The sequence below is a fragment of the Hymenobacter daecheongensis DSM 21074 genome, from assembly GCF_900141805.1.
GTDB lineage: Bacteria > Bacteroidota > Bacteroidia > Cytophagales > Hymenobacteraceae > Hymenobacter > Hymenobacter daecheongensis.
Window position 1 is genome coordinate 503887 of record NZ_FQYN01000003.1, and the last position, 26116, is coordinate 530002.

At 60.5% G+C, this 26116-nt stretch carries 27 protein-coding genes; 13 read left to right on the forward strand and 14 right to left on the reverse strand.

All coding sequences use genetic code 11. The annotated features are described in order from the left end of the window. Nucleotides 1-18 precede the first annotated feature (18 nt). Entirely contained in the window at nt 19-717 is a 699-nt protein-coding gene (locus BUB62_RS07805; protein ID WP_073108305.1) for an NUDIX hydrolase, read from the reverse strand. A 206-nt stretch (nt 718-923) separates the two neighbouring features. On the opposite strand from BUB62_RS07805, the gene BUB62_RS07810 reads away from it, so the two are divergent. Next, a complete protein-coding gene (locus BUB62_RS07810) occupies nt 924-1430 on the forward strand; it encodes a metallophosphoesterase family protein (RefSeq protein WP_073108307.1) in 507 nt (168 codons plus the stop codon). 295 nt (nt 1431-1725) lie between these two features. Here the strand turns inward: BUB62_RS07810 and BUB62_RS18725 are convergent, their stop codons facing one another. Further along, nucleotides 1726-2049, reverse strand: coding sequence for a hypothetical protein (locus BUB62_RS18725; RefSeq protein WP_084538912.1), 324 nt, complete (start codon nt 2047-2049; stop codon nt 1726-1728). A 115-nt stretch (nt 2050-2164) separates the two neighbouring features. Between BUB62_RS18725 and BUB62_RS07820 the strand changes: the two genes are divergently transcribed. Then, a complete protein-coding gene (locus BUB62_RS07820; protein WP_073108308.1) occupies nt 2165-3196 on the forward strand; it encodes a threonine aldolase family protein in 1032 nt (343 codons plus the stop codon). Nucleotides 3197-3223: 27 nt separating this feature from the next. After that, nucleotides 3224-3856: a DNA-3-methyladenine glycosylase family protein gene (locus BUB62_RS07825; protein WP_073108311.1), complete on the forward strand. Its 633-nt coding sequence runs from the start codon at nt 3224-3226 to the stop codon at nt 3854-3856. Between the two features lie 84 nt (nt 3857-3940). Here the strand turns inward: BUB62_RS07825 and BUB62_RS07830 are convergent, their stop codons facing one another. Both BUB62_RS07830 and BUB62_RS07835 read right to left on the reverse strand, forming a co-directional pair. Continuing rightward, nucleotides 3941-4225 (reverse strand): hypothetical protein, encoded by a 285-nt coding sequence (locus BUB62_RS07830; protein WP_084538913.1) that lies wholly within the window; start codon nt 4223-4225, stop codon nt 3941-3943. A gap of 41 nt (nt 4226-4266) precedes the next feature. Further along, nucleotides 4267-5187, reverse strand: a complete 921-nt coding sequence (locus BUB62_RS07835) for a DUF58 domain-containing protein (RefSeq protein ID WP_073108315.1) — start codon at nt 5185-5187, stop codon at nt 4267-4269. Between the two features lie 268 nt (nt 5188-5455). Here BUB62_RS07835 and BUB62_RS07840 point away from each other — a divergent pair, with 268 nt between their 5' ends. Both BUB62_RS07840 and ychF read left to right on the forward strand, forming a co-directional pair. Further along, nucleotides 5456-5815 carry a DUF3276 family protein gene (locus tag BUB62_RS07840; protein ID WP_073108317.1) on the forward strand — a complete coding sequence of 120 codons (360 nt, stop codon included), beginning with the start codon at nt 5456-5458 and terminating at the stop codon, nt 5813-5815. A gap of 225 nt (nt 5816-6040) precedes the next feature. After that, nucleotides 6041-7141, forward strand: coding sequence for a redox-regulated ATPase YchF (ychF, locus tag BUB62_RS07845; protein WP_073108319.1), 1101 nt, complete (start codon nt 6041-6043; stop codon nt 7139-7141). A gap of 114 nt (nt 7142-7255) precedes the next feature. On the opposite strand, the gene BUB62_RS07850 is transcribed toward ychF, so the two are convergent. The 3 genes from BUB62_RS07850 to BUB62_RS07860 form a co-directional block, all read right to left on the reverse strand. Then, nucleotides 7256-8716, reverse strand: a complete 1461-nt coding sequence (locus tag BUB62_RS07850; protein WP_084538914.1) for a M48 family metalloprotease — start codon at nt 8714-8716, stop codon at nt 7256-7258. 181 nt (nt 8717-8897) lie between these two features. Next, complete coding sequence (locus BUB62_RS07855) at nt 8898-10349, reverse strand: M48 family metalloprotease (RefSeq protein ID WP_073108321.1); 1452 nt, start codon at nt 10347-10349, stop codon at nt 8898-8900. A gap of 247 nt (nt 10350-10596) precedes the next feature. After that, nucleotides 10597-11943 (reverse strand): type IX secretion system plug protein, encoded by a 1347-nt coding sequence (locus tag BUB62_RS07860; protein WP_073108324.1) that lies wholly within the window; start codon nt 11941-11943, stop codon nt 10597-10599. A 212-nt stretch (nt 11944-12155) separates the two neighbouring features. Here BUB62_RS07860 and BUB62_RS07865 point away from each other — a divergent pair, with 212 nt between their 5' ends. Next, nucleotides 12156-13151, forward strand: coding sequence for a hypothetical protein (locus BUB62_RS07865; RefSeq protein ID WP_073108327.1), 996 nt, complete (start codon nt 12156-12158; stop codon nt 13149-13151). A gap of 146 nt (nt 13152-13297) precedes the next feature. Here the strand turns inward: BUB62_RS07865 and BUB62_RS07870 are convergent, their stop codons facing one another. Next, on the reverse strand, nt 13298-13831 hold the full coding sequence (locus tag BUB62_RS07870; RefSeq protein ID WP_200799902.1) for a GNAT family N-acetyltransferase: 534 nt from the start codon (nt 13829-13831) through the stop codon (nt 13298-13300). Between the two features lie 183 nt (nt 13832-14014). Here BUB62_RS07870 and BUB62_RS07875 point away from each other — a divergent pair, with 183 nt between their 5' ends. Both BUB62_RS07875 and BUB62_RS18965 read left to right on the forward strand, forming a co-directional pair. Beyond that, a complete protein-coding gene (locus tag BUB62_RS07875) occupies nt 14015-15691 on the forward strand; it encodes an alkaline phosphatase PhoX (protein ID WP_073108334.1) in 1677 nt (558 codons plus the stop codon). A gap of 81 nt (nt 15692-15772) precedes the next feature. Next, nucleotides 15773-16321, forward strand: a complete 549-nt coding sequence (locus BUB62_RS18965; RefSeq protein ID WP_143164080.1) for a hypothetical protein — start codon at nt 15773-15775, stop codon at nt 16319-16321. 150 nt (nt 16322-16471) lie between these two features. Here BUB62_RS18965 and abc-f read toward each other — a convergent pair whose 3' ends face one another. Then, nucleotides 16472-18358, reverse strand: coding sequence for a ribosomal protection-like ABC-F family protein (gene abc-f / locus BUB62_RS07880; protein WP_073108337.1), 1887 nt, complete (start codon nt 18356-18358; stop codon nt 16472-16474). A gap of 153 nt (nt 18359-18511) precedes the next feature. On the opposite strand from abc-f, the gene BUB62_RS07885 reads away from it, so the two are divergent. After that, entirely contained in the window at nt 18512-19048 is a 537-nt protein-coding gene (locus tag BUB62_RS07885; protein WP_073108341.1) for a hypothetical protein, read from the forward strand. Nucleotides 19049-19220: 172 nt separating this feature from the next. Here the strand turns inward: BUB62_RS07885 and BUB62_RS07890 are convergent, their stop codons facing one another. The 5 genes from BUB62_RS07890 to BUB62_RS07910 form a co-directional block, all read right to left on the reverse strand. After that, nucleotides 19221-20858, reverse strand: coding sequence for an amidase (locus BUB62_RS07890; RefSeq protein ID WP_073108344.1), 1638 nt, complete (start codon nt 20856-20858; stop codon nt 19221-19223). A 36-nt stretch (nt 20859-20894) separates the two neighbouring features. Next, on the reverse strand, nt 20895-21068 hold the full coding sequence (locus BUB62_RS07895) for a DUF2256 domain-containing protein (protein WP_073108347.1): 174 nt from the start codon (nt 21066-21068) through the stop codon (nt 20895-20897). Nucleotides 21069-21198: 130 nt separating this feature from the next. Continuing rightward, nucleotides 21199-21741: a PAS domain-containing protein gene (locus BUB62_RS07900; protein WP_073108349.1), complete on the reverse strand. Its 543-nt coding sequence runs from the start codon at nt 21739-21741 to the stop codon at nt 21199-21201. Nucleotides 21742-21756: 15 nt separating this feature from the next. After that, complete coding sequence (locus BUB62_RS07905) at nt 21757-22119, reverse strand: hypothetical protein (protein ID WP_143164081.1); 363 nt, start codon at nt 22117-22119, stop codon at nt 21757-21759. 196 nt (nt 22120-22315) lie between these two features. Further along, nucleotides 22316-23071 carry an acyl-CoA desaturase gene (locus BUB62_RS07910; protein WP_073108355.1) on the reverse strand — a complete coding sequence of 252 codons (756 nt, stop codon included), beginning with the start codon at nt 23069-23071 and terminating at the stop codon, nt 22316-22318. Nucleotides 23072-23290: 219 nt separating this feature from the next. On the opposite strand from BUB62_RS07910, the gene paaA reads away from it, so the two are divergent. From paaA to paaD, 4 genes are all read left to right on the forward strand, one after another. Beyond that, nucleotides 23291-24235, forward strand: coding sequence for a 1,2-phenylacetyl-CoA epoxidase subunit PaaA (paaA, locus tag BUB62_RS07915; RefSeq protein ID WP_073108358.1), 945 nt, complete (start codon nt 23291-23293; stop codon nt 24233-24235). Between the two features lie 166 nt (nt 24236-24401). After that, entirely contained in the window at nt 24402-24689 is a 288-nt protein-coding gene (paaB, locus tag BUB62_RS07920; RefSeq protein ID WP_073108361.1) for a 1,2-phenylacetyl-CoA epoxidase subunit PaaB, read from the forward strand. A gap of 11 nt (nt 24690-24700) precedes the next feature. Beyond that, complete coding sequence (paaC, locus tag BUB62_RS07925; RefSeq protein ID WP_084538916.1) at nt 24701-25504, forward strand: 1,2-phenylacetyl-CoA epoxidase subunit PaaC; 804 nt, start codon at nt 24701-24703, stop codon at nt 25502-25504. Beyond that, nucleotides 25498-26004: a 1,2-phenylacetyl-CoA epoxidase subunit PaaD gene (gene paaD, locus BUB62_RS07930; RefSeq protein ID WP_073108363.1), complete on the forward strand. Its 507-nt coding sequence runs from the start codon at nt 25498-25500 to the stop codon at nt 26002-26004. Before paaC ends, paaD begins: the two co-directional genes overlap by 7 nt. The last annotated feature ends 112 nt before the right edge of the window (nt 26005-26116 follow it).

The window sequence follows — 26116 nt, forward strand, 5'->3', positions numbered from 1 at the left end:
AAAGGGGAAAAAGTAGGTTTATTTGGCAGGCTCCTTGGCCGATTCCTTACCGGCTGCCTCACCCAGATAATGGCGCACCACCAGGGCAATGGAGGCGTACGAATCGTCGAGTACGGCCAGGGCTTCCTGCGGATTCATCCAGCGCACTTCTTCGATGTACTCTTCGGCCTGGGGCTTCATGAGTGAATCGTCGAGGCAGCGCATAATGTACCAGTTCGTTTTTTTCAGGATTTTGTTGCCGTTGTAGGCGTAGGAGTGCCAGGTGCTGGGCAGCTTGTCGCCCAGCTCAATCTTGATGTTGCACTCCTCCTCCACTTCGCGCAGCGAGCCAATGGCCGGATCTTCGTCCTTCTTGAGCTTGCCCTTGGGCAAATCCCACTTGCCCAGGCGGTAAATCATCAGAATCAGCCCGTCTTTCACCACCAGCCCGCCCGCGGCCTTCACAATGCGGAACTGATCTTTGAGGTGCAGGATGAGGCGCGGCTTCTTGCGGGCCAGCATGGTCAGCGACTTCAGCTTTTTGAGCTTCTTCACCTCCATCAGGCGCAGCAGCCGGTCCACGAATACGTCCGTCACGTCGCGCACCAGCACATCGCCGATCAGGTCTTTGGACGTAAACTCGTCCTCGGCGCTTAGCACCAGGTCGTAGCGGTGCTTGTACACTTTGTCGCTGGTCTTCTTGATGATCAGCGGTATATCGTTGATGAACACATTCATCGCAGGGTAATCAGGAGGGGCAAATGGAAGAAACCTGTGCCGGGGCACGCCGCAAAACACAATATAAATATTGGCAAACGGAAATCGGCAGAAGACGGGCAAGATACGGGATGTAGCCGGTTCCGTTGCCGGTTTAAGCTGAACGATATATTTTAAAGCCAGCGAACGGGCCCCTAGCCCGCGCGGCCCGCTACCTTTGCCCGAATATGAAAAAAATCGGCCTGCTTTCCGATACCCACGGCTACCTCGACGACCGGATTCTGCACCACCTGCGCGGCTGCGACGAAATCTGGCACGCCGGCGACTTCGGCACTGCCGCCGTAGCCGAGCAGTTGGCCCAGGTAGCGCCTCTGCGCGGCGTATACGGCAACATCGATGGCCGCGACGTGCGCCTGACCCAGCCCCTGGTGCAAAGCTTCGAGCTGGAGGGCCTGCGGGTGCTTATCACGCATATTGGCGGCTACCCTGGCCACTACGCCCCCGCCGCCCGCCCGCTGCTGATGCAGGAGCGCCCCGGTCTGTTCATCACCGGCCACTCCCACATTCTGAAAGTGATGCCCGACCCGAAGCTGCACCTGCTGCACCTCAACCCCGGTGCCGCCGGCCGCCACGGCTTCCACCAGGTGCGCACGCTGCTGCGCTTCGAGATAGAAAATGGCAAGGTGCAGCAGCTGCAGGCCATTGAGCTGGGGCTGCGGGGTGGGGAAAGGTGAAGTTGTGAAATTGTGAATCGGCTGTCATCCTGAGCAAAGCGAAGGACCTTCCTCGTAATTTACTGCAAACCTCTTTCAACGCACAAAGCCCTTGACCATGCAAATGGTAAAAGGGCTTCACTCGTTTTAAAAGGCTTGTCGCTTAACCGAGGAAGGTCCTTCGCAAGCTCAGGATGACAGAACGATTCACAATTCCACCTTTCACAACTCCACAAACCAAAAAAGCGCCTCTCCCAGCCGGGAGAGGCGCTTTTTTGATTCTATCTGAAGCCAACCGACTCGGATGGCAAGCTATTTAGAGGGCAATTTCCGGCTTGGGATGCTCGCCTTCCTGACCGTCTTCGTTTACGGGCTTGGTTACGGCCTCCGCCTCATCGAAGGCAGCGGCGTTGTCCTTGGCAGTGTTGGCGTCAGCCTGCTTTTGCGAGCGGGCGGCGGCTTTCTCAGCCTTGGTTTCAGATGGGGCGGGGGCAGCACCGCCGTTGAAGCTGGCCTTCAGCTCTTCAATATCCACGTTCTTCAGAACGGGCGTGAGGAGCAGTTGCTTGATGATGCGCTGCTTGTTGTTGGCGCGCGCAATGTTCTTGCGATGCTTGCGCTTCAGTCGGGTGACACTCATATCCGGGTCGGTTAAGTCTTTTTGTAAAGGAGGGGCAAAAGTAAGTCTTATTTTTGAAACCCAAAATAGTCCTGCCGTCTTCCTTACCTTCCCGCTCCCTTAAGTGCCCCCAGTTATGTCAGAACCCCTGATTGATTTACGCTCCGATACCGTTACCCGGCCCACGCCGGCCATGTTGGAGGCCATGTTCCGCGCCCCCGTCGGCGACGACGTGTATGAGGAAGACCCCACCGTGCGGGCCCTGGAGCAGGAAGCTGCCGCTCGTTTCGGGCTCGAAGCCGGCCTGTTCTGCCCCTCCGGCACCATGACCAACCAGATTGCCATCAAGGCCCACACCGAGCCGCTGAGCGAGGTCGTCTGCGAGCAGACTTCGCACATTTACCTCTGGGAAGTGGGCGGTATTGCGTTCCACTCCGGGGCTTCGGTGGCGCTGCTGCCCGGCGAGCGGGGCCGCCTCACGGCCCCGCAGGTGGAGGCCGCCATCCGGCCCGTCAATGTACACTACCCCATTACCAGCCTCATTTCGCTCGAAAACACCCACAACCGCGGCGGCGGCAGCTGCTACGAGCTGGCCGAAATCGAAGCCATTGCCGAAGTAGCCCGCCGCCACCAGATTCCGCTGCACCTCGATGGGGCCCGCATTTTCAACGCGCTGGTGGCCACCGGCCAGGAATCCACGGAATACGGCCGGCTGTTCGACTCCATTTCGGTGTGTCTGTCGAAAGGGCTGGGGGCGCCGGTGGGCTCGGTGCTGCTGGGCAGCCGGGCGTTCATTCAGAAAACCAAGCGCATCCGCAAGGTGATGGGCGGCGGCATGCGCCAGGCCGGCTACCTGGCCGCCGCCGGCCTGTATGCGCTGCAGCACAACGTGGAGCGCCTCGCCGACGACCACCGCCGCGCCCGGCAGTTGGCCGCCACGCTGGCCGCGCAGCCCTACGTCGATTTTGTGCTGCCCGCCGATACCAACCTGGTTATTTTCCGCCTCCGCGACGAGATGCCAGCCGCGCAGTTTCTGGCCCGGCTGGAAGCCCAGGGCATCAAAGCCTCCGCCTTCGGCCCGCAGATGATCCGCTTCGTGACGCACCTCGACGTGGATGATGCCATGATCGGGCGCATTGAGGCGGCGCTGGCTGCCGTGCGGAGCTAGGCTTCTATTTCTTCCAAAACCGGCCCCATGCCTGCTCCTCTCCCACTTCCTGACCCGTATACCGCGGCCCGGCACCACTTGAGCCAGGCCGATCCGGTGCTGGCGGCCATTATGGCCACGGGCCGGCCGGTAGAGCCCTCAGCACACGAAGACCTCTACCTGGCGCTGCTCCGCGCCATCGTCAGCCAGCAGATTTCGACCAAGGCGGCGGCAGCCATCTGGCGGCGGGTGCAGGCGCTGTTTCCACCCGATGGCTACCCTGAGCCGGCCGCCCTGCTGGCCCTTACCGAGGATGATCTGCGCACGGCCGGCATCTCGCGCCAGAAAGCCGGCTACCTGCACGACATTGCCCGCTTTGCCCAGCGCGACCAGCTCGACCACGCCCACCTCAGCCAGCTCTCCGAAGACGCTTTCACCCAGCATCTTACCCAGATAAAAGGCGTCGGCCGCTGGACGGCCCAAATGCTGCAAATGTTCAGCCTGGACCAGCCCGACGTGTTTCCCGAAGGCGACCTGGGCATTCAGAACGCCATGCGCCGGCACTACGGCCTCGAAGAAACCGGCCGCGCCCTGCTGCGCCGTATGACGGAAATAGCCGAATCTTGGCGCCCTTATCGCACCATCGCCAGCAAATACCTCTGGCAGTCGCTGGATGGCTGAGTTGTTGGTTATTTAGTTGTCAGTCCATAGTATTTCGAAGAACGAACTGACAACTGACAACCAGCAACTGACAACTAATAACAACTAGCGGTAGGGCTCCGGCACGTAGGCCAACTGGGGCTCGGGCTGCCAGTCGGCGGGGCGTAGCTTGGGGTAAAACCACGCGGCCCCGCTTTGCAGCCAGTTCAGGCGGTAGCGGCGCACGCTGGCGGGCGTATAGTCGTCGTAGCCGAACTCGGCACCGCAGCACTCGCAGATGGTATAGTCGGGCGTGCGGTCGTCCAGGCCCCACGGCGATTCTTCATAATCCAGGCCGCAGACGCGGCAATGCCAGATAGTCATTGTTTGATAAGCTTCCAGTGTTTCCATAATCGAATTAAGTTTAATTACCGCTGCGCAAATGCCGCTGGCTAACGCACCTTGCGGCGCTTTACTAGGTAGGCATACAGCACTTTGTCAAACGGCTCGCGGATATCGACGGGCACGAAATCAATCTTGAACTGGCCGCAGCGGAGTGCCAGCTCGTGCTCATACTTCTGCATGGCCGCGCGGTATTGCTCCCGCACCTGCCCCGGCTGCAGCTTGATCTGCTCGCCGGTTTCCGCGTCTTCAAACAGGTAGGGCCGCTCGGCAAACTCGAAATCCGCCTCCGTGGCGCGGTCCATGATGTGAAACAGCAGCACCTCGTGGTGCTGGTGGCGCAGGTGCTGCAGGGCCGCCAGACTTTGGGTCTGCTCTTCGGGGCTACGGCCCAGCATATCCGAAAACAGCACCACCAGCGAGCGTTTGGGAATTTGCTGGGCAATTTGGTGGATGACGCCGGCCACATCGGTGGTGGCGCGGCGCGGCGCGGGCGGGCGCTCCAGCAGCTGCTGGAGCGTGAGCAGCAGCGTGTGGCGGTGGGCCGTGGTAGAGCGCACCGGCGTTTGCAGCTCCACCTGGTCGGCGAAGGTGACGAGGCCCACCGCGTCGCGCTGCTTCTGCAGCAGCGTGGTGAGGGCCGCCGCGCACAGCACGGCAAAGCGCAGCTTGTCGTGGCCGGGGGCGGGGTAGTACATGCTGGGGCTTACATCCAGCAGCAGGTGGCAGCGCAGGTTGGTTTCCTCCTCGTAGCGCTTCACGAAGAGCTTATCGGTGCGGGCAAACACCTTCCAGTCGAGGTGGCGGGTGCTCTCGCCGGGGTTGTAGAGGCGATGCTCCGAAAACTCCACCGAAAAGCCGTGGTAGGGCGACTGGTGCAGGCCCGTGATAAAGCCTTCGACCAGCTGGCGGGCCAGAAACTCCAGGTTCTCAAACGAGCGAACGGCAGCCAGATCGAGCGGTTGGGCCATGCGTCAGATACCAGAAAAAATGAATACAAGCCCGCGCCGTTGGGACGGAACCGGCCAGCTAAACGATAGAATTGACAGGCAAAACCAGCCGCCGGAAAACAGCCCGATTTCGGACGGCGCGCTGCCAGTATAATTAGCCCACCGTCTAACAAATATAGTCAGGCCGGGGGCAAAAAAATGAGACCTTAAAATTTTTATATCTGATTGGAACGGTTTACTTTAGCAGGCAATTCAATCATCTTGGAATAACTCAACCATTTGAAGGCCCGTGGAAGACCGTCACGATCAGGAAGAAATTTACTCCCAACGCATTAAAGCTGGCAAGCGCACGTACTTTTTCGACGTGAAAGCAACGCGCGGCCAGGACTACTATCTTACCATCACGGAAAGCAAGCGTAAGCTGCGTGATGACGACACTTTCTCGTACGAGAAACACAAAATATTCCTGTACAAGGAAGACTTCATCAAGTTCGTAGATGCCCTGCAGGATGCTGTGGAATATGTGCGCGAAGAGCTGCTGAGCGAAGAGGAAGTAGCCGAGTTGGACCGCCCCCGCGTGCCCTACGACGACCAGCCTTATAACGGCAACGGTCATGTGAACGGCAACGTGAGCGACGACAACTACTAACCCGCCTCGCCTAGCGAAAACAACCCCTACTTTTCTCCCTCTGCTCTTTCTCAATGTTGTGCGCGGCACGCTCTGGTTTCAGGCCAGGGCGTGCCGCTGCCGTTTTCTCCCGGCGCGAAGCTTGGCAGAACTGCTGTTTTCCCCAAAAATCGGCCGTACCTTTGCCCCTCGAATTGCGCCACTAGGTCGCAACTCACCATTTCACCAACTCACCATTTCACTATTATGGGTCTCCGCTGCGGAATCGTCGGTTTGCCGAACGTGGGTAAGTCCACGCTGTTCAACGCCCTTTCGAACGCCAAGGCCGAATCGGCCAACTATCCGTTCTGCACCATTGAGCCCAACGTGGGCGTGATTACCGTGCCCGACGAGCGGCTCCAGATTCTGGAGGCGCTGGTGAACCCCAAGCGGGTGCTGCCTACTATCATCGAGTTCGTCGACATTGCCGGCTTGGTGAAAGGGGCTTCGAAGGGTGAAGGCCTGGGCAACAAGTTTCTGGCCAACATCCGGGAAGTGGATGCCATCATTCACGTGGTGCGCTGCTTTGATGACCCCAACATCGTGCACGTAGCCGGCGGCGTCGATCCGGTGTTTGATAAGGACGTGATTGACACCGAGCTGCAGCTCAAGGACCTGGAAAGCATTGACAAGAAGCTGCAGAAGTCGGAGCGCTCGGCGAAGGCGGGCGACGCGGCTGCCAAGAAGGAAGTGACGGTGCTGCAGCGCTTTAAGGCGGCGCTAGAAGCCGGTCAGAACGCCCGCGCCGTAGTGGCCGACGAGCTGGAACTGGAAGCCGTGGCCGATTTGCAGCTGCTCACCATCAAGCCCGTGATTTATGTGGCCAATGTGGATGAGGCCAGCATCAAGACCGACGGCAACCACCACGTGGCGGCCCTGCGCGAGCATGTGAAAGCGGAAGGAGCCGGCGTGGTGCTGGTTTCGGCTGCCATCGAGGAGCAGATTGCCGACATGGAAGACCCCGAGGAAAAGGAAATGTTCCTGGGCGAGTACGGCCTCACCGAGTCGGGCCTGAACAAGCTGATCCGGGCCAGCTACGAGCTGCTGAACCTGATTACCTACTTCACCGCCGGCGTGCAGGAAGTACGTGCCTGGACCATTCATAAGGGCGACAAGGCGCCCGCCGCCGCCGGCGTCATTCACTCCGACTTTGAGAAGGGCTTCATCCGCGCCGAAGTCATTAAGCTGCCGGATTACCAAGAGTATAAGACCGAGGTAAAGATTAAGGAAGCCGGCAAGATGGCCGTGGAAGGCAAGGACTATGTGGTGCAGGATGGCGACATCATGCACTTCCGGTTTAATGTGTAAAGCTACCTAGTCCCCATCTTTTTTTGGTACTTCAAAGGTTTGGGGCAAACGTAAAAAGGCCACCTGTGCAGGTGGCCTTTTTACGTTTATGGCTCTGGACCCAGCTTTGGGTAGCTACTGCCCTACTACTTTAAACAGCTGCCCAGTGGTTAGCTTATCACTAAGCTGCATTCCGTTCAGAATGGCCATTTCTTCGCGGCGGGCGCTGGGCACGCCGTTGGCGGCCAAGGCCGAGGCCAGCGTCTGGCCGGCTTTGGCGGTTTTGATGCGGATGCGCTCGGGCTGGCGGTTTAGTTTGCTGGCTTCCGTGAGGCGGGCGAAGCCTTGGGCGGTGCGCTGGAACTGCGGCGCGTAGGTATCGAAGGTGGAGGGCGCAGTGAGCCCCACCAAGGCGTAAATGGACTGCCCGTCCTGGATTAGGTAGGTGAGCGTGCGGGCCGTGACGCCCTGCTGCCCCTGCTGATCCTGCCCGATTTGGTCGCCCTGGATGGCGATGGCGGGGAAGCTGTTGATGGTGGTGCGGCTGGCCTGCGGCGACTGCAGATTCAGCTGCTTGGCCAGGGCCTCGGCGGCGGCATCGAGGGAGCCCCCGCCGGCGGGCACCAGTACGATAACGGCTTTGCCATTAGGCTCGGCCATCTGAAACTGCGACGGGGAGTTCTGCGACTTCCAGCCCGCGGGAATTGGGAAGCGGAATTTCAGGTCGGGGTGGTAGAACACGCCGCCTTCCACGTAGCCCTCGCGCGGGTTGTCGCCGTAGGCCAGGCCGTCGATAAGGCGCAGGTACTGGTCGCGGTTCACGGCTAGCTGACGGCCGGCCTGCTGCTCAGCCTGCACGGCCATCTTTTTCACGTTCTGGTAGCGGTCGGCGGAGTTGGGGTGCGACGACAGGAACGTGGGAATGGTGGCGGCCCCGCTGCTCTGCTGGGTGCGCTGCAGCGTCAGGAAGAAGTCGGCCATGGAGGCCGGGTCGTAACCAATTTTAGAAGAATACTTCACGCCCAGCTGATCGGACTCATTCTCGTCGTCGCGGCCATATTTGAGCAGGCCCAGCCCCACCACCTGCGAGGCCGGCTGAGCCAGGGAAGCCACGCGCTTGGAAAGGATGGAGCCCAACAGAATAGCGCCGTTGGCAATGGTGGAGCGGGTTTGCTGCTTCTGGCCATGCCGGGCCGTAATGTGGCCTATTTCATGCCCCAGTACGCCGGAAAACTGCGCCTCATTGTTGAAATACGCCATAATGCCGCGAGTGAAGTACACATGGCCGTCGGGGGTGGCAAAGGCATTGATAATGGGCGAATCGACGATGGTGAAGCCTTTCACGTCGGCCGGGCGGTCGGAGGCGCGGCCCATCTGCATGCCTTTCTCATCGATGAAGCGCTGCAGAGTGGGACTATTGAGCAACCCAAACTGAGCAATGACCTGCGGATCGGGCTGGGCACCCTGCACTGGTAGCGCAACAGTGGTTTTGGCTTTTTTAGGGGGTGCTTCCGCCAGAGGCGTCGCACTGGCCAGGGGCAAGAGCAGCAGCGCTAGCGCGCCGGTTTGCAAAGGACGAAAACGGGGAAAATTCATGGCAGTGGAAGGCGGCAGAAGCCACGTAGAATGAAAAGGATGAGCTTGCAACGGCCCGGCCCCTGGGCAGGTTGCACCTGGCTACGCCGAAGCCCGTGGGTAGCGGATGCCGGCCGGGCCGTGGGCAACAGTCCAAAAAACCGGCCAATCTGGCGTCAGAGCAATGCGCCGCATTTGGTTTCTATTTGCCCACTATCTTAATCAGGGAGCCCGCATTTACTTGCTCGTTGAGCTGCATTCCGTTCAGAATGGCCATTTCCTCCAGCCGCTTCTCGGGCACGCCTTGGCTTTTCAGGGCCTGACCCAGGTTGCTGCGCAGCTTCAGGGTTTTGACGCGTACATGCTCGGGCTGGCGGCCCAGCTTGTCGGGGTCGGTGAGGCGGGCGAAGCCTTCCATAGTACTGCTGAAGGTGGGCTGGTAGCCGGGAAAATCGGCTGGGGCGGCGGCCCCGAGCAGCGCGTAGATGGTTTTGCCGTCCTGAATGAGGTAGACCAGCGTGCGGATGCCGGCCACCTGCTGGCCGGTTTGCGGGTCCTGCTGCACTTGGTCGGCCACGAAGGCGACAGCCGGAAAGCCGTTGACGGTGAGGCGGCGCGAGTCGGTGGGCTGCAGACTGAACTGCTTCACCAGCGCCTGGGCGGCCTCATCCAGCGAAGCGCCGGGAGCCAGGGCCAGCATCATGAGGGCCTTGCCGGCGGGGTCGGCCATCTGAAACTGCTGGGGCGTATTCTGGTGCTTCCAGCCGGCCGGCACCGGAAAGCTGAACTTCAGCTCGGGATGGTAAAACGCGTTGTTTTCCACGAAGCCCTGGCGCGGATCTTCGCCGTACACGATGCCGTCGATGAGGCGCAAGTACTGGTCGCGGTTGATTTTGAGGTCTTTGGGGTTGCCGTTCTGCTGCTTCCATTGGTCGGCCAGCTCGTGCACGCGGTTGTAGCGGTCGGCGGGGTTGGGATGGGTGGAGAGGAAATCGGGGATGGCGGGGGTGCCGCTCTGCTGCTGCTGGCGCTCCAGGGTGCGGAAGAAATCGGCCATCTGCGAAGCGTCGTAGCCGATTTTGGAGGAATACTGCACGCCCAGCTCATCCGACTGGCTTTCGTCGTCGCGGCCGAATTTGAGAAACAGCAGCTGCAAGCCCTGCGAAGCCTGCTCGCCGAACTCGGCCAGGCGCGGCGAGGCAATCATGGCCCCCATCAGCCCCACCTGCCCGATGATGGCATTGGTCTGCTGCTTGGCCGAGTGCCGGGCCGTGACGTGGCCGATTTCGTGGCCCAGTACGCCCGCAAACTGTGCCTCATTGTTGAAATGGGCCATAATGCCGCGGGTAAAGTACACGTAGCCGCCGGGAATGGCAAAGGCATTTATCACCGGCGAATCGACGACCCGGAACTGGTAGCTCAGCTCGGGGCGGTGCGAAACGGCCCCCATAGCCTTGCCCTTGTCGTTGATAAACTTCTGGATTTTGGGGTCGGCATACAGCCCGAACTGCGCCGTCACGGCCGGGTCGGACTGCTGGCCCATGGCCAGCTCCTGCCCTTTCGAAACGAGCATAACTTCTTTTTTTCCCGTTACGGGGTTCACGGAGCAGGAAGCGGCCAAAAGCAGCGCGGCCAGCGGCAGAATGGATTTCATGAGTCGGAATGAGGAGGGCAAGTGGTTTCCTGCAACGCTCCACCGGGGCTTTGGTTGCGGCGCTTCCTCGGGTAGTTTTCAGGCGGGTTTTCGCGCAGGGTTTCGCAGGGTCAAACCGCAGGGTTTCGCAGTGGTCGTGGTAGCGCCTCCTGGCTGCTCGAACCAACCAAACGGTGCGCACGACCAGACGCAATTATGCGTCTCTACATCGTGCATTGGCGCTCCCAAACCCGCTCAACCTGCCGGCTCAGGGGCGGCGGCCGTTGACGGTGACGGTCTGGTAGCCGATGAGCAGGTCGGCGCGGGTGCCGGGCGGGCGGTAGTACACCAGCAGATCATACTGGTTTTCGGTTTCGCGGTGGCTGCCTTCAAAGTACACGTTATCCGGGGCCGCGCCGGGCTTGGCCACCACGTACTGATAGTTGTAGTAGCCCTGCTTGAGCAGCACGCGGGTGCTGTACTGCCGGGTTTCCGGGTCGTAATTCAGCTTAAACTCGTCTTTAAGCTGCCAGTCGGTGAGGGCCCCGAGTACATACACGGGGCCGGGGGCCTGCTGCTCGGCCTGCAGCTGAAACAGGACGCTGGCGTAGTCGCCGTTGGTGGCCCCGTTGCCGAATTCGCGGTTTTCAAACACGCGCTGCCCGTTGATGTCGTCGTACTGCGAGTAGTTTTGCCCGGTGCGGGTTATCTCGGGCGTGAGCGTTACGGTGCGGGGCGAGGCGTTGGGGTCGAGCAGGGCCATGCCGGCGCCCATCACGCGCAGGGAGCGCAGATCGAAGAAGCGGAACTCGTTGCTGGCTGCGAAGGCGTTTTCGAAGTTGAAGTACTGGTATTCGAGCCGGCGGTCGGCATCGCGCACGAAGGTAGGGCGCAGGTTGTAGCGGGCATTGTCCCAGCGGAAATTCTGGCGCAGCACCACCTTCACCTCCTGCACCGGGTTCACCAGGTTTAGGCCGCCGTAGCCAATGCTGAAATCGACCTGCTGCAGGGTGTAGCGCTCGGCACCGGCCACCGGAATTCCCTGACGCAGATCTATTTCCACCTGATTCTCATACACCAGCACGCGGCGGCTGAGCACCGGCACGCCGCCCGCGCTTTGCACCAGCAACAGGTAGTTGCCGCTGATCTTCACGCGCGGCATCTGCATTCTGTAATGATAGTAGGGCACTTTGGTGCCCACGCCGGTGCGGTAGTCGGTGAGCAGAAACTCATTTATCTCGCTCAGAAACTGCATATCCGTCAGCACCGAGGGCTGCCAGCCGGCATCGCAGTGCACCAGCTTGGCGGTGAGGCGCTGGGAAGCCGCGCCCAGCACATCAAACTCCAGCGTGACGGGCTGACCCTGCGAAAGCGGCACTACCGGCGGCTGAAACACCTCCGTAGGCTGCCCCGTGGCTACGTAGCACTGCACCGAGCGCACATCGGGGTTGTAGATATAGTCCTCGTAGCGGATGGTTTTGTCGGCGTAGTACTCCGGCGCGCGCTGCTGGCCGGCGGGGCGGCGAGCGGCGTTGGGGTCGGTGATGGGCGTGCCCAGCGGAACGCAGCCGGTGGTTAGCAGAAGCAGGAAGGCCGGGGCCAGACGGTAGAGCATAAGCACGAATGTAGGCGGTAGCGCGAACTTTCGCGTGGGCAGTGGCGGCTGGTGGCGGCCGGCCGCAAGCGGCCGGACCGCGGCACAATTAGAGTTGGCGGCGGGAAGGCAAGCGGAAATAATCCCACATATAATTATATTATTTAAATATTTTTTATAGTTTTATTTATTCATTTCAATTTCACCATTTTTCCACTTTTACCAGACACCTTATGAAAAATCCTATCAAAATTGTCCTGGGGGCCAGCCTGTTGCTGCTGGGAGCCGGTAACTCGTATGCGCAGAGCAACATCAGTACACTGCAGCAGATCGGCGACGCCAACCGCGCCCAGATTTTGCAGCCCGGCACCCGCAACACGTCGGCCGGCACCCAGACGGGCAACGAAAATGTGCTGGATGTGCAGCAGCTGGGAGCCAACAATACCGCCACGGCCGATCAGCTGGGCAACCGCAACGACATTACGCAGCTGCAGGATGCCAGCGCGAGCAAGGTAGTAGCTACGCAAACCGGCAACCGCAACAGCATCAGCCAAACCCAGGAGCTGGGGCCATTCAACAACGCCACGGCCACCCAAACCGGCAACGACAACGACATCACCCAAGCCCAGCGCGGCACCAACACCGCCACCGCCACCCAGACCGGCGCGCGCAACACGGGCTATCAGGAGCAGGTGGGCCGGGCCAATTCGGCTATCATCGCGCAGGTTGGCAACGATAATGATGCTTACCAGAAGCAGTCGGGGCTGGGCAATAGTGCCCTCATTACCACTACGGGCAACAACAACAACTCGCGCCAGACGCAGGGCGGCACGGGCCTGAACGGGGCTACCGGCACGCAGATGGGCAACGGCAACAGTCTGCTGCAGAACCAGGACGGCTCCCAGAACATGGCCACGGCCACGCAGAACGGCAACCGGAACGAGGCCGTGCAGCGCCAGCAGGAAGGCGGGCTTTTTATCGTTAATCAGAACACGGCCACCATCGAGCAGGACGGCGACGACAACGAGGCGCGGCAGTATCAGGGCGGCGGGCTCACGGCCAACAACACGGCCTACATCGACCAGGACGGCGACGACCATGTGGCGCGGCAACGGCAGACGGGCATTGGCAACAACGCGCAGACGTACCAGGGGGCAGATTCGCAGTTCAGCAGCGTGATTCAGGATGGCATGAGCAACCGGGCAGTAGTGCGTCAGAATCATCCGTAGCGCCGGCATTCTGGCTTTGTTAAATGCCAAAAAGCCTTCCGGCATCCCGTTTTGGGCGTGCCGGAAGGCTTTTTGGCTGAAAGTATACCGGCGGAAGTCGTATTCCGCTACGCTCCATTTCAGACTTCCGCCAGTTACTCGGAGCCTTACCGCGCCGCCGGATGCAGCAGGGAGTAGTAAGCGGTGTCCAGAAATTTGCCGTCGAAGAACTCATTTTGCCGGAAATGGCCTTCCCGCACGAAGCGGTTGCGCTCCAGCAGCCGGATGGAGGCCGCGTTTTCCGGGTCCACGACGGCCTCCACGGAGTGCAGGTTCATTGTTCCGAAGCCGTAGTCCAGCACGGCCGCTACGGCTTCCTGCATCAGCCCGGTGCCGTGGTGGCCGGGGTGCAGCAGGTAGCCGATTTCGGCCCGGAAATGCTCGGGCTTGAGTCGGAAGTAGCCGATGGTGCCAATCACCCGGTCATCGGAGCGTAGCGTCAGGCCCCAGTTGAGCAACTGGCCCTCGGCCATTCGCTCGTTGCTTTGCACAATGTATTCTTCTGCATCGGCCACCGTTTGCGCCAGCGGGCGCGGAATAAACCGCATCACCTGCGGATCGGCGCGGAGCACGAACAGATCGGGCGCATCAGCAGGCCGCAGGGGCCGGAGCATGAGGCGCGCGGTGGTGAGAGTAGGCAAGACTCTGGGCAGGTTGATGGGCAACATGGCGGGAGTTTTGGGGAGCGGAAATGGCAAAGCTTGCCGGCAAATGACTGAAACCGCAGCCGGAGCCTTCGTCAGGGGCGCGCAAGCACCAAGGCATGGCGGTAAATGTAGCATACGCTTTAACTTTACCAGCTCACGCCGCTATTCCTGCCCGTTTTGTCAAAATTATCCTCGCTGCTGCCCCTGCTGGCCCTGCTCGCGCCAACCGCCGCCCGCGCCCAGACCGCCTGCCCCACCCTGCCCACCGACCACATCAGCCGCTTCACCTCGGTAGCGCCCGGCCCCCAGACCCAGCAGCTGCGCCTGCCCGCCACGCACACGTTTCAGCTGCTGGCCCAGGGTGGCGATGCCTATTCCAACCCCGCCGACGGCCAGCTGCGCGACAGCTTCGACTTCACCGGCTTCGTGGCGGCGGGCGGCAGCGCCAGCAATGGCTACATCGCGCTCAACCACGAAGGCACTACCGCGGCGGCCTCCGGAGTCAGCATTCTGGATTTGAATTTCAGCGCCGGCAGCCGCCTTTGGAGCGTTGTGGCCCGCAATCCGGTGAATTTCGCGCCGGTGGTGGGGGCTTTCAACAACTGCTCCGGCGGCCTCACACCCTGGAACACGGTGGTAACGTGCGAGGAAAACACGCCCACCTCCCCCACCGATTCCAACGGCGACGGCTACTACGATTTCGGCTGGGCCACCGAAATTGACCCCGCCACCCGCACGATAAAAGACCAGGACGGCGACGGCCGCCCCGACAAGCTCTGGCACCTGGGCCGCTTCAAGCACGAAAACGTGACCGTGGCCGCCGACCAGCGCACCGTGTACCAGGGGGCCGACGAGGGCGCGACGTACAGCTTCGTATATAAGTTTGTGGCCACCACCGCCGGGCAGCTCGGCGCGGGCCGCCTTTACGTGCTCAAGCTAGATGGCGCCATCGGCACGGCCACCACCGGCACCTGGCTGCCGGTGCCCAACACTACGCCCGCCGAGTGCAACAGCACCGCCACCGCAGCCCTGGCCCTGGGCGCCACCAGCTTCAACGGCGTGGAAGACACCGACATCAGCCCCCTCACCGGGCAGGTGTACTTCGCCGCCAAGGGCCCCGGCACCGTTTACCGCTTCACCGACGCGGGCAGCACCGTCAGCGGCTTCGAGGTGTTCGTGGGCAACTCTGCCGCCACCCCCGGCCAGAGCTACCCCATCACTACCGGCTCCGGCACCGTACCGGAGCTTTGGGGCCTGGGCAACGACAACCTGACTTTTGATGCCTACGGCAACCTCTACGTGCTCCAGGACGGTGGCCGCAACCACATCTGGCTGGTGCGGGCCTGCCACACCCAGGCGGCCCCCGCCGTGGAGGTTTTCGCCCTCACGCCCGCCGGCGGCGAGCCTACGGGCATGACGTTCTCCCCGGATCAGCGGTTTCTGTTTCTCTCCTTCCAGCACCCCAGCGCCGCAAACACGCTGGCAGCTCCCGATGCCGCCGGGCAGTCCGTGGTGTTCAATAAAGCATCGGCGGTGGTGATTGGCCGCAAAGGCACGCTGGGCGCACTGGCCACGGCCGCCACGCCCGGCCGCCCCACCCCGGCCCGCCCGGAGGTGTACCCCAACCCCGCCACCGGCCCCACGCTGACCGTAGCCTTACCCCACGACCGCACGGAAACCGCCACGCTGCTGGTCTACAATAGCCTCGGGACGCTGATGCTCAGCCAGCCCGCCGCCCTGCGGCCCGGCCCTAATCAGTTGTCAGTAGCCGTGGCGCAATTGGGTCGTGGGGTGTACCAGCTGGTAGTTCGCACCGAGGCCAGCACGGCTTGGCGGGCGTTCAGCCGGATGTAGCGATGAAAGCCTATCGTTTGAGATGCTGCAAATATTGCGCTAATTCGTATAAATATAATTCCCACTATCAACAACATTTATATGGAAAACGCACTAAAGGATTGGTCTGAAATAGCAAAAAACTTTTTAGAAGGAACTGCAATCCTCGTAGCGGCAATCTGGACTATTTTTCGTTTTGGAATATTTCGAGAACGATTCGCGAAAATTGAGTTTAATCTTGATTGCCGATATATAGGACAAACAGAAGAAAATCATATAATTGAGCTAATAGCAGTTATTGAAAACAAAGGATTAGTTAGGCAAAATATAAAAGAATGGACATTTGATTTATTAGTATTCAAAAAAGGAGACAAAATCGATGAAACCGAATCCTCAATCAACTATCAAGTTAAATTTTTCGATAAAAAAATTTCTAAGAGGCCTTGGGTTCCCACCATTTGGTATACAACTTTTATCGACGCCGGCACAAAACAGGTGTATACTTATTTAACTTCTGTTCCGAATGAAACGAAATTCATAACAATATATTCAAGATTCATCTATCCCAATACTGATGATTTTCATTCATCTCAAAGAACATTTGAATTAGAAAGCATAGCTCAACATAACATTGCAAAGAGCAATGTTTAACTGCATCTACAAGACCAGCGAATATTTTGCGCTTCATTAAATAAAACACCGTAACTCCCACTTTCGACAGTACATGTCTGCCCCAAACAAAAAAGCGGCGCGGCCTCCCCTCGGAAGCAGCGCCGCTTTCATTCCTAAAAACCGGGCTAGTTACAGCATTTCCTCCCAGCGCTTCGTCTGGGCAGTCAGCTCCTTTTTCACCTGCTCAAATTTTAGCGTTGCGTCCTTGAGCTGGGCGGCGTTGTTGTAGATGCCGGGGTCGGCGAGCTGGGCTTCGTACTGGGCCAGCTCCTTTTCCAGGGCTTCGATGCGGGCCTCCACTTCGGCCAGCTCCTTCTTCTGCTTCGAGCTGCTGGGGGCCGTTTCCTTCACCGGCTCGGGCTTGGGCTGCGGCTTGGGAGCTGAGGGCGAGGGCAGACCGGCTTTCTTGGCGGCCTTTTCGCGGTCTTCCTGCCACTGCTCGTATTCGGCGTAGGTGCCGGGGTATTCCTTGAGCTGGTAATCCTCGATAAACCAGATCTTGGTGGCCACGTTTTCCACGAAAAACCGGTCGTGGCTGATGACGATGAACGTGCCCTGGTACTGCTCCAGGGCCTGAATCAGGATGTTTACCGACACCATGTCGAGGTGGTTGGTCGGTTCGTCGAGCAGCAGGAAGTTGGCTTCCGAAATCAGGGTTTTGGCCAGCGCCACCCGGCTTTTCTCGCCCCCGCTGAGCACCTTGATCTTCTTGTAGACCTGGTCGCCGGTGAACAGGAACGAGCCCAGTACCGAGCGCAGCTCCATGTCGTTGCGCTTCGAGCCGGCCTCGCTCATCTCCTGCAGAATCTCGTTTTCCACGTTCAGGCTCTCCAGCTGGTGCTGGGCGTAGAACGACATGATGACGTTGTGGCCCAGCTGGTGGTTGCCGGCGGTGGGGGCTTCCTGCCCGGCCACCAGCCGCATCAGCGTCGATTTGCCCTTGCCGTTGGCCCCGATCAGGGCAATCTTGTCGCCCCGCTCGATGTGCACGTGCGTGTCGCGGAAGATGAGCTTCTCGCCGTACTTCTTGCTCACGTGCTCCATGCGCAGAATGTGGCGGCCGGGCTCAATCTTGAAGGTGAACTTGATGTTGACCTTGGCCGCGTCGCCGGCCACGTCCTCGATGCGCTCCAGCTTGTCGAGGGCTTTCACGCGGCTCTGGGCCTGCTTGGCCTTGCTGGCCTTGGCCTTGAAGCGCTCAATGAAGCGCTCAGCCTGCCGGATCTGGGCCTGCTGATTTTCAAAAGCGCCTTTCTGAATGGCGTTGCGCTCCTCCTTTTCTTCGAGGTAGTAGGAGTAGTTGCCGGCGTAGGGCACCAGCTTGCCGCCGGTCACTTCCACGATGGTATTGGTGGTGCGGTCCAGGAACTCCCGGTCGTGCGAGACGATGATAACCGCGCCCTCGTAGCCGGCCAGGTAGTTTTCAATCCACTTGATACTGGGCAGGTCCAGGTGGTTGGTGGGTTCGTCGAGCAGCAGCAGCGAGGGTTTCTGCAGCAGAATCTTGGCCAGCATCACGCGCATGCGCCAGCCGCCGGAGAAGGTTTTCAGCGGCTTCTGCAGCTCCTCGGTGGTGAAGCCCAAGCCTTCCAGAATCTCTTCGGCCTGGGCCTGCATGGTGTAGCCACCCAGCGCCTCGAAGCGCTCCTGGGCATCGGCCAGCTTCTCCACCAGGTCGTCGGTGTAGTTGTTCTCAAACTCGACGAGGATTTCGTCGATGCGCTTCTGCAGGTTCAGAGCCTCCTCGAAGGCCTGCATGGCCACGGTGAGGATGCTTTCGTGGGTGTCGTAGCTGAGCAAATCCTGGTTCAGAAAGCCCAGGCTCACTTCCTTGGCCATCGAAATGCTACCGCCGTCGGGCTTGTACTCGCCCACCAGCACGCGCAGCAGCGTCGATTTGCCCGTGCCGTTCAGCCCGATCAGGCCGATTTTGTCTTTGGGCTTTATGTGGAGGCTGGCTTTGTCGTAGAGCGTACGGGAGCCGAAATGGAAATCGAGGTCGTTGATGGAAATCATCCTGCTTTGCTATGAAGTTGCAAAGGTAAGGCATTCGGGTGAGGCCATAAGGTTGGGGTTTGAATTGCCTGCGTCATTTCCCACTGAGGAACGCGGAGGTGGGCGCAGAGGGCCGCACCGGAACCGCCCGCGCCGGCCCCCGTACACGCTGCCATGAAGCACGCACTTCTTGCCGCCGGCCTTTTTCTGGGAATAACAGCCTGCCGCTCCGAGCAGGAAACCGCCAACGGCGGCGCAGCAGAGCGCATTCCGGCCGCCGTGCAGGGCGAAGTATCGACTACCGAAGCCGTGGGCGAAAACGGCCGCAGCCACGCTTACCTGCGCCGCCTCAGCCAGCAGCAGGGCCGCTCCTACGCCACCGTCGACTACATCCAGTTTTTGAACGGCCCGGCCGCCGTAACCGCCGCCCGCCGCCGCGGCGACGCCCTGGCCGAGGTTGTGAAGGGCGACACGGTCTACTCCGTATTCAACGACTACTATATCATCAACGACAGCCCGCGCCGGCGCACGCTGCCGCTCAGCGGCGGGGCCGTCATCCGGCTGTGGCGCATGGGCGGTGAGCTGAGCCAGTACGTAGCCACGCCCGCCCAGCTGCTGGCCAAAGGCCCGGATTTCCTTCGCGCCACGCCCTTCATCGTGGAAACCAAGGACGGCGTAATTATCAGTTTGACTCAGCAATTCATTCCCTAAGCCGAGGGCAGAGGACACCCAGGTTATTGGCGAGAGTTGGTTTACGGCAGCAGGGTGTAGAGACGCATACTTGCGTCTCGTCGTTGAACGACTTAATAGAACAAACCCGTTGAACGGCGCGAACGACGAGACGCAAGTATGCGTCTCTACACCCTGCTGTAACTTCAATCTCCTACCCTACAAACGGCCCCCGAAACTCCGGCTTCACCCGCTTTTTCGAGGCCTGCTCATACGCATACGCCAGCCCCAGCAGCGGCCCTTCGGCATACGGGCCGCCCACGAATGACAGACCCACCGGCAGGCCGTGCGCCTGGCCCATCGGCACCGTTACGTGCGGGTAGCCGGCCATAGCGGCGGGTGATGAAAACCCCGGGCCGCCGCCCCCGTCGCCGTTTATCAGGTCGATGCAGCGGGCGGGGCCAGTGGTGATGGCCACGATGGCAGCAAGCTGATTTTTGCGCAGCACGCCATCCAGCAGCTGCCGCGCCCCCTCGTGCGACTTGCGTCGGGCGGCCTGGAATTTCGGGCTACTCAGGCCCTCCAGCTTGTTGGAGGCTTCCAGAATTTCCTGTTGGAAAAACGGCATGGCCTTGGCCTTATTTTCGGTGTTGAAGGTCATCACGTCGGCCAGGGTTTTCACCGGGGCGTTGGCCGTGGCCAGGTACTTGTTCACGCCGTCTTTGAACTCGTAGAGCAGCACATCGTATTCGGCCTCGCCGAAGGCATCGGCCTGCTTGTCTACATCCACTTCCACGATTGTCGCGCCCTGGGCTTTGAGCACTTCCAGCGCCGCCAGCAGCAGCGCCACAGCCTCCGACGAGCCTTGCAGATGGTTTTTCTCCACGCCCAGCCGCTTGCCGCGCAGCGCATCGGCTTTAAGGAAAACGGTGTAATCGGGCTGGATTTTACCGGCACTTTCCTTGGTCACGGCATCGGCGGGGTCTTCGCCCGTGAGGGCTCCGAGCAGCACAGCCGCGTCGCGCACGGTGCGGGCCATGGGGCCGGCCGTGTCCTGGGTGGCCGAAATGGGGATGATGCCGCTACGGCTGAGCAGGCCCACCGTCGGCTTCACGCCCACAATGCCGCAGCACGACGACGGCGACACCACCGAGCCGTCGGTTTCGGTGCCGATAGCCACGGCGCACAGGTTGGCGGCCACGGCCGTGCCCGAGCCGGCACTGCTGCCGCTGGGCGTGCGGTCCAGGATGTAGGGGTTTTTGGTCTGGCCGCCGCGGCTGCTCCAGCCGCTGGTGCTGCGCGTAGAGCGAAAATTAGCCCACTCGCTCAGGTTGGTTTTGCCCAGCAGCACGGCTCCGGCCTCGCGCAGCCGCTTGATAATGAAGGCATCCTGCGCGGCCCGGTGCCCGGCCAGCGCCAGCGAGCCGGCGGTGGTATGCATCTGGTCGGCGGTGTCGATGTTGTCTTTGATGAGCACCGGAATGCCGTGTAGGGGCCCGCGCACCTTGCCGGCCTTGCGCTCCTGGTCCAGCGCGTCGGCTAGGCGCAGCGCGTCGGGGTTCAGCTCGATGACGGAGTTTAGCTTTGGGCCGCTTTTATCCAGGGCCGCGATGCGCTTTTGGTACAGCTCGGTGAGGCTGCGGGCCGTGTGCTGGCCGCTTGTCATCTTTTCCTGGAGCTGCGCAATGGTGGCCTCGTCCAGCTCGAAAGCGGCGGCGGCCGCTTCGTTTTCGTTGGGGCCGGCGGCGGCCGTTTTGGGGTCTTTAGCGTTGGGGGCGCAGGCACTGAGCGAGAGAGTGGTGAGGGCCACGCCCGCCAGGCTGCCGTTGCGGAGGAAAAGTCTACGGTTCATACTCGGAGTTTAGGCGAGTAAGATAGGCTGCCGCCGTCATTTTTCCGGCCGGCCGGGGGCGGCGGGGCGGTTGCGCTGACACTTTTCGCCACAGTACTTCACCTCGTCCCAGCAGTTGCACCACTTCTTGCGGTACTCGAAGGGCCGGCCGCAGGTAGCGCACAGCTTGGTGGGCAGGTTGCCTTTGGTGAGTTTGGCGGGGAGCGGCATAAGCAGAAAAGTATGCTGCAACAACGCTCGGCAACTCGGAAAGTTATTGCCGTTTCCAGCAAGAGCCCGTTTGATGAATAAAAAAAGCCGCCCGTGGCCGGGCGGCTTCTTCATATGATATGGCTGCTACCTACTCGCCCAAGCGCTGGCGCAGCTCGCGCACTTCGTGCTCCAGGGCCAGGTTGCGGAAGGTCACTTTCACCTCCAAGTCGGCGTAGGCGCGCTCCAGCTCCTGCTCGCGGCGGCGCAGCTCCAGCTCGGTTTCCTTCTGCTCCTGAATGTCGGTGCAGGTGCCGAACCACTGCTTGATGTGGCCCTGCTCGTCGTATTGGGGACTGGCCTGGCCCAGAAACCAGCGGTAAGACCCGTCTTTGCTTTTGAAGCGGTACTCAATCTCGTAGAATTCGCCGGTAGCCAACGAGTGACCCCACACCTGCCGGGCGCGGGCCTGGTCGTCGGGGTGCAGCAGGTTGTTCCACATATCCGGGCCTATGCTGTCGGCCAGGGTGTAGCCGGTGAAGTCGATCCAGCGCTTATTGAAAAACGTGTGGTAGCCGGTGGGGTCGGTAAACCAGACGAGCTGGGGGATAAAATCGGCGAGGAAGTGAAACTGCTCTTCGCCCTGTCGGCGCAGGGATTCCTCGTTGGGAACGGTATCAGCGGATAAATTCATGAGCGTACGCGGGGGTCAACAGGGGCAAATGAGCTGCAGCTCCATCCCCGACTGAAAGTAAAGACTAAGGTGGCTTTGCAGGCCATCGGCCGAGCGGCGCAGGCGCGTGATAAGGGCGCGGGCATCTTCCTGCACCAGCTGCAGCTCCAGGTAGGGCCGGTTCAGCAGCTCGTCGCGCTGCACCAGCCACTGGCCGGAGTCCTGCTCGGCGGGCGTATGCACCTGCACCGCGCCCGGCTGCAACGACAGGCGCGTAGCCAGCGCCAACGCACTGTCCGGATTGCTCCGGTTCAGCACCCGATTGGTGATGCACCATTCCCCGTTGAGATACTCATCGGGCAATTGCTGAAGATTAACGTCGAATAGTGGTTCAGACATAGAAGCGGCGGGAGCGCACCGACCAAGCAGGTCTTTTTACTTTCAGAAGTAAATCGTCGGCAGCGCAAATTTATCAAGCTGACGAACAACCACAAACTCGCAAAGTTCCGGCCAGATGCTAATTTGGTTTGAAACGGCGCGGCGTGGCCGAAGCAATCGGGCGGATCAGAAGCAGTTGGCCGCTACTATCCGCCGCCTAGGCTGCCACGCCGGGCACTGCGTTTTTTGTGCGCCGGATGCGGATGACGCCCACTTTGTCCAGCGTCCAGATGACGGGGTACGTGGGGTCCAGCTCCCACCATTTCACCCCGAAATTCACGCGCAGGGGCAGCTTGTGGTGGTTGTTCTGAAACAGCTCGCCGCCGGTGAGGAAGTCAAAAAACAGCGAGTTGCGCGACTTATCGTGGTTGTCGAAGTTTTGGTAGCCGTATTTGTGGCCGCTCCAGTTCACGATGGCCCCGTGCACGGCCCCCATCGAAAAATGAATGGGCAGCAGCAGGAACTGCCACCACACGGTGGCAAACTGCACGTAGAACAGCACGTAGAACAGGCCCCACCCCACCCGCGAATACCACTGGTTGCCAAAGGTTTCCAGCGCCGGCCACTCGGGGTAGTCGCCCTCGAAGCGAGCGGCCTCAGTGGAGCGACCGTAGAGCACATCCTGGTAGATGCCGCGGGTTTTCCACATCATGGTGAAGGCATTAGAAGAATAGTGCGGCGAGTGCGGGTCGCGGGCCGTGTCAGAGTAAGCATGGTGCATACGATGCAGTAGCGCATACCCCCGCGGCGACATGAACGACGAACCTTGCCATAGATAGGTCAGGCTGAAGAAAATCAGCTCCCATAAGCGGCTCATCGTGAACATCTTGTGGGCGGCGTAGCGGTGCTGAAAAAACGACTGCGTGAACAGCGACAGATACCAGTGCGCCAGGAAGAAAACCAGAATAGCCATAGGCCGAGCGAGCAAAGGGGATTTTTAAAAGGGAAGCCGAGCCGAGTAAAGTCCCGTACAGACATCCGGATTAAGCCCCGGGCTCCGGATGGAAGGTAAGCAATAAGCACAAGGATAAGTTTGGGTTATAACCGCACCGGCGAAGCAGCTACACGTTGGAAACCCGATATTTTTCTTACTTTTAACTAACGATTGTTAGTTAAACTTTGTTGAACGCGCATGGAAACCGTAGAAATCAACCTCGAAGAGCAGTTTCAGGCCCGCATCGACGCGGACATTCGCATTGAGCCCAAAGACTGGATGCCCGATGCGTACCGCAAAACGCTGATCCGGCAGATTTCCCAGCACGCGCACTCCGAGCTGGTGGGCATGCTGCCCGAAGGCAACTGGATTACCCGCGCCCCTTCGCTGAAGCGCAAGTCCATTCTGCTCTCCAAAGTGCAGGACGAAGCCGGCCACGGCCTCTACCTCTACTCGGCCGCCGAAACCCTGGGCACCACGCGCGACCAGATGCTGGCCGACCTGCACTCAGGCAAGGCCAAGTATTCGAGCATCTTCAACTACCCTACCCTCTCGTGGGCCGACATGGGCTGCGTGGGCTGGCTGGTAGACGGTGCTGCCATTTTGAACCAGGTGCCGCTGTGCCGCACTTCCTACGGCCCCTACGCCCGCGCCATGGTGCGGGTGTGCAAAGAGGAAAGCTTCCACCAGCGCCAGGGTTTCGAAATAATGCAGACCCTGTGCGCGGGCGCGCCGGTGCAGAAGGAAATGGCCCAGGAGGCCCTGAACCGCTGGTGGTGGCCCACGCTGATGATGTTCGGTCCCAAGGACGCGGACTCGCCGAACACGGCCCAGAGCATGAACTGGCGCATCAAGCGCTTCACCAACGACGAGCTGCGCCAGAAATTCGTGGATATGATGGTGCCCCAGGCCGAATTCCTGGGCCTGACTGTGCCCGACCCTACCGTGAAGTGGAACGAGGAACGCCAGGCCTACGATTTCGGCGAGGTGAACTGGGAGGAATTCTGGAACGTGGTGAAGGGCAACGGCATGTGCAACCAAGACCGCCTCGGCGCCCGCGTGAAAGCCCACGAGGAAGGGGCCTGGGTACGCGAAGCGGCTTTGGCCCACGCTAAGAAGCGGGCGCAGAAAGCGGCGGCGTAGAGACCTCACCCCTAACCCCTCTCCTTGGGGAGAGGGGGACTAGCTTTTAGTTTTCTAACTATTAAAATCAGTCCTACCCCTACTCGAAATTAGTTTCTAGATTTTCTAGAGCTAGTTCCCCCTCTCCCCAAGGAGAGGGGCTAGGGGTGAGGTCTGCACCAGCACAATGACACAATCCGAATGGCCGCTGTGGGAAGTTTTTATCCGCAGCAAGCAGGGCCTCGATCATAAGCACGTGGGCAGCCTGCACGCCGCCGACGCCACCATGGCCATCCAGAACGCCCGCGACGTGTACACGCGCCGCATGGAAGGCGTCAGCATTTGGGTGGTCGAGTCGAAGCACGTGCACGCGTCCAACCCAGATGATGCCGAGGCGTTTTTCGACCCGGCCAACGACAAAGTATACCGGCATCCCACGTTCTACGACGTGCCGGACTCCATCAAGCACATGTAATTCTGCGTCTTATGCAAATTACCCCTTCCGATGCGTCGGCCCTGGATACTTACTCCGCCGAGGTGCGGCATCAGCTGTTTCACTACGTGCTGCAGCTGGCCGATACGAGCCTGATTCTGGGCCACCGCCTCTCGGAGTGGTGCGGGCACGGGCCGGTACTGGAGCAGGATCTGGCCATGGCCAACATCGGGCTGGACCTGCTGGGCGAAACCCGCAGCCTCTACCAGTATGCCGCCGAGCTAGAAGGCCGGGGCCAGACTGAGGACGACCTAGCTTTTCTGCGCAGCGCCACTGAGTACCGCAACCCCCTGCTGGTGGAGCAGCCCAATGGCGACTTCGCCGCCACCATCACCCGGCAGTTCCTGTTTGATAACTTCCACTACCATTGCCTGCGCCAGCTCCTGACCAGCCCCGATACCCGGCTGGCTGGCATTGCTGAGAAGGCCGTGAAGGAAGCCGCGTATCATCTCAAGTGGAGTTCCGAGTGGGTTATTCGCCTCGGCGACGGCACGGAGGAAAGCCGGCAGCGCCTGGAAAAAGCCCTGGCTCACCTCTGGCGCTACTCCGGCGAGCTGACCACCCCCACGGCCAATGAAAAGGCTTTGCAGAGTGCCGGCCTCATCCCCGACTACGCCGCGCTGCTGCCGCAGATGGAGGCCCACCTGGCCCACGTGTTCAGCGAAGCCACCGTGCCCTTGCCCCAGGGCGTGTTCATGATGACTGGCGGCAAGGAAGGCCGGCACACCGAGCACCTGGGCTACATTCTGGCCGAGCTGCAGTACATGCAGCGCACCTACCCGGGCCTGACATGGTAGCCACCGTGCCCACCGAGGAGCGCATCTGGCAGCTGCTGGAAGAGGTGTCGGACCCCGAGGTGCCGGTGCTCAGCATCCTGGACCTGGGCATTGTGCGCGGCGTGACGGTGGACGGGGAGCAGGTGACGGTCAGTATCACGCCCACGTACTCGGGCTGCCCGGCCATGAACACCATTGCCACCGACATCCGCCTGCGCCTGCTGGCCGAGGGCATCACCCACGTGACCATCCACAACCAGCTCAGCCCGGCCTGGACCACCGACTGGATGAGCCCGGCCGGCCGCCAGAAGCTGGAAGCCTACGGCATCGCGCCGCCCGTGGATGGCACGGCCACCGGCCACGTGCTCAACCTGTTTGGCCAGGACACGGCCGTGCGCTGTCCGCTGTGCAAGTCGGAGCACACCCACCTGGTCAGCCAGTTCGGCTCCACGGCCTGCAAAGCCCATTACCAGTGCGACGCCTGCCATGAGCCCTTCGACTACTTCAAGTGCCACGCATAGGTGAGATAGTGAGATGGTGAAATGGTGAGTTGTCGTTCTAGTTGCGCCAGGGGCGCAGTTAGCGCATTAAACGCCGCCAAAACATCAAACTCACTATCTCACCATTTCACTA

Coding starts and splice junctions, on each gene's coding strand:
- BUB62_RS07805 (WP_073108305.1), bottom strand. CDS start 717: ATGAATGTGTTCATCAACGATATACCGCTGATCATCAAGAAGACCAGC.
- BUB62_RS07810 (WP_073108307.1), top strand. CDS start 924: ATGAAAAAAATCGGCCTGCTTTCCGATACCCACGGCTACCTCGACGAC.
- BUB62_RS18725 (WP_084538912.1), bottom strand. CDS start 2,049: ATGAGTGTCACCCGACTGAAGCGCAAGCATCGCAAGAACATTGCGCGC.
- BUB62_RS07820 (WP_073108308.1), top strand. CDS start 2,165: ATGTCAGAACCCCTGATTGATTTACGCTCCGATACCGTTACCCGGCCC.
- BUB62_RS07825 (WP_073108311.1), top strand. CDS start 3,224: ATGCCTGCTCCTCTCCCACTTCCTGACCCGTATACCGCGGCCCGGCAC.
- BUB62_RS07830 (WP_084538913.1), bottom strand. CDS start 4,225: ATGGAAACACTGGAAGCTTATCAAACAATGACTATCTGGCATTGCCGC.
- BUB62_RS07835 (WP_073108315.1), bottom strand. CDS start 5,187: ATGGCCCAACCGCTCGATCTGGCTGCCGTTCGCTCGTTTGAGAACCTG.
- ychF (WP_073108319.1), top strand. CDS start 6,041: ATGGGTCTCCGCTGCGGAATCGTCGGTTTGCCGAACGTGGGTAAGTCC.
- BUB62_RS07850 (WP_084538914.1), bottom strand. CDS start 8,716: ATGAATTTTCCCCGTTTTCGTCCTTTGCAAACCGGCGCGCTAGCGCTG.
- BUB62_RS07855 (WP_073108321.1), bottom strand. CDS start 10,349: ATGAAATCCATTCTGCCGCTGGCCGCGCTGCTTTTGGCCGCTTCCTGC.
- BUB62_RS07860 (WP_073108324.1), bottom strand. CDS start 11,943: ATGCTCTACCGTCTGGCCCCGGCCTTCCTGCTTCTGCTAACCACCGGC.
- BUB62_RS07865 (WP_073108327.1), top strand. CDS start 12,156: ATGAAAAATCCTATCAAAATTGTCCTGGGGGCCAGCCTGTTGCTGCTG.
- BUB62_RS18965 (WP_143164080.1), top strand. CDS start 15,773: ATGGAAAACGCACTAAAGGATTGGTCTGAAATAGCAAAAAACTTTTTA.
- abc-f (WP_073108337.1), bottom strand. CDS start 18,358: ATGATTTCCATCAACGACCTCGATTTCCATTTCGGCTCCCGTACGCTC.
- BUB62_RS07885 (WP_073108341.1), top strand. CDS start 18,512: ATGAAGCACGCACTTCTTGCCGCCGGCCTTTTTCTGGGAATAACAGCC.
- BUB62_RS07890 (WP_073108344.1), bottom strand. CDS start 20,858: ATGAACCGTAGACTTTTCCTCCGCAACGGCAGCCTGGCGGGCGTGGCC.
- BUB62_RS07895 (WP_073108347.1), bottom strand. CDS start 21,068: ATGCCGCTCCCCGCCAAACTCACCAAAGGCAACCTGCCCACCAAGCTG.
- BUB62_RS07900 (WP_073108349.1), bottom strand. CDS start 21,741: ATGAATTTATCCGCTGATACCGTTCCCAACGAGGAATCCCTGCGCCGA.
- BUB62_RS07905 (WP_143164081.1), bottom strand. CDS start 22,119: ATGTCTGAACCACTATTCGACGTTAATCTTCAGCAATTGCCCGATGAG.
- BUB62_RS07910 (WP_073108355.1), bottom strand. CDS start 23,071: ATGGCTATTCTGGTTTTCTTCCTGGCGCACTGGTATCTGTCGCTGTTC.
- paaA (WP_073108358.1), top strand. CDS start 23,291: ATGGAAACCGTAGAAATCAACCTCGAAGAGCAGTTTCAGGCCCGCATC.
- paaB (WP_073108361.1), top strand. CDS start 24,402: ATGACACAATCCGAATGGCCGCTGTGGGAAGTTTTTATCCGCAGCAAG.
- paaC (WP_084538916.1), top strand. CDS start 24,701: ATGCAAATTACCCCTTCCGATGCGTCGGCCCTGGATACTTACTCCGCC.
- paaD (WP_073108363.1), top strand. CDS start 25,498: ATGGTAGCCACCGTGCCCACCGAGGAGCGCATCTGGCAGCTGCTGGAA.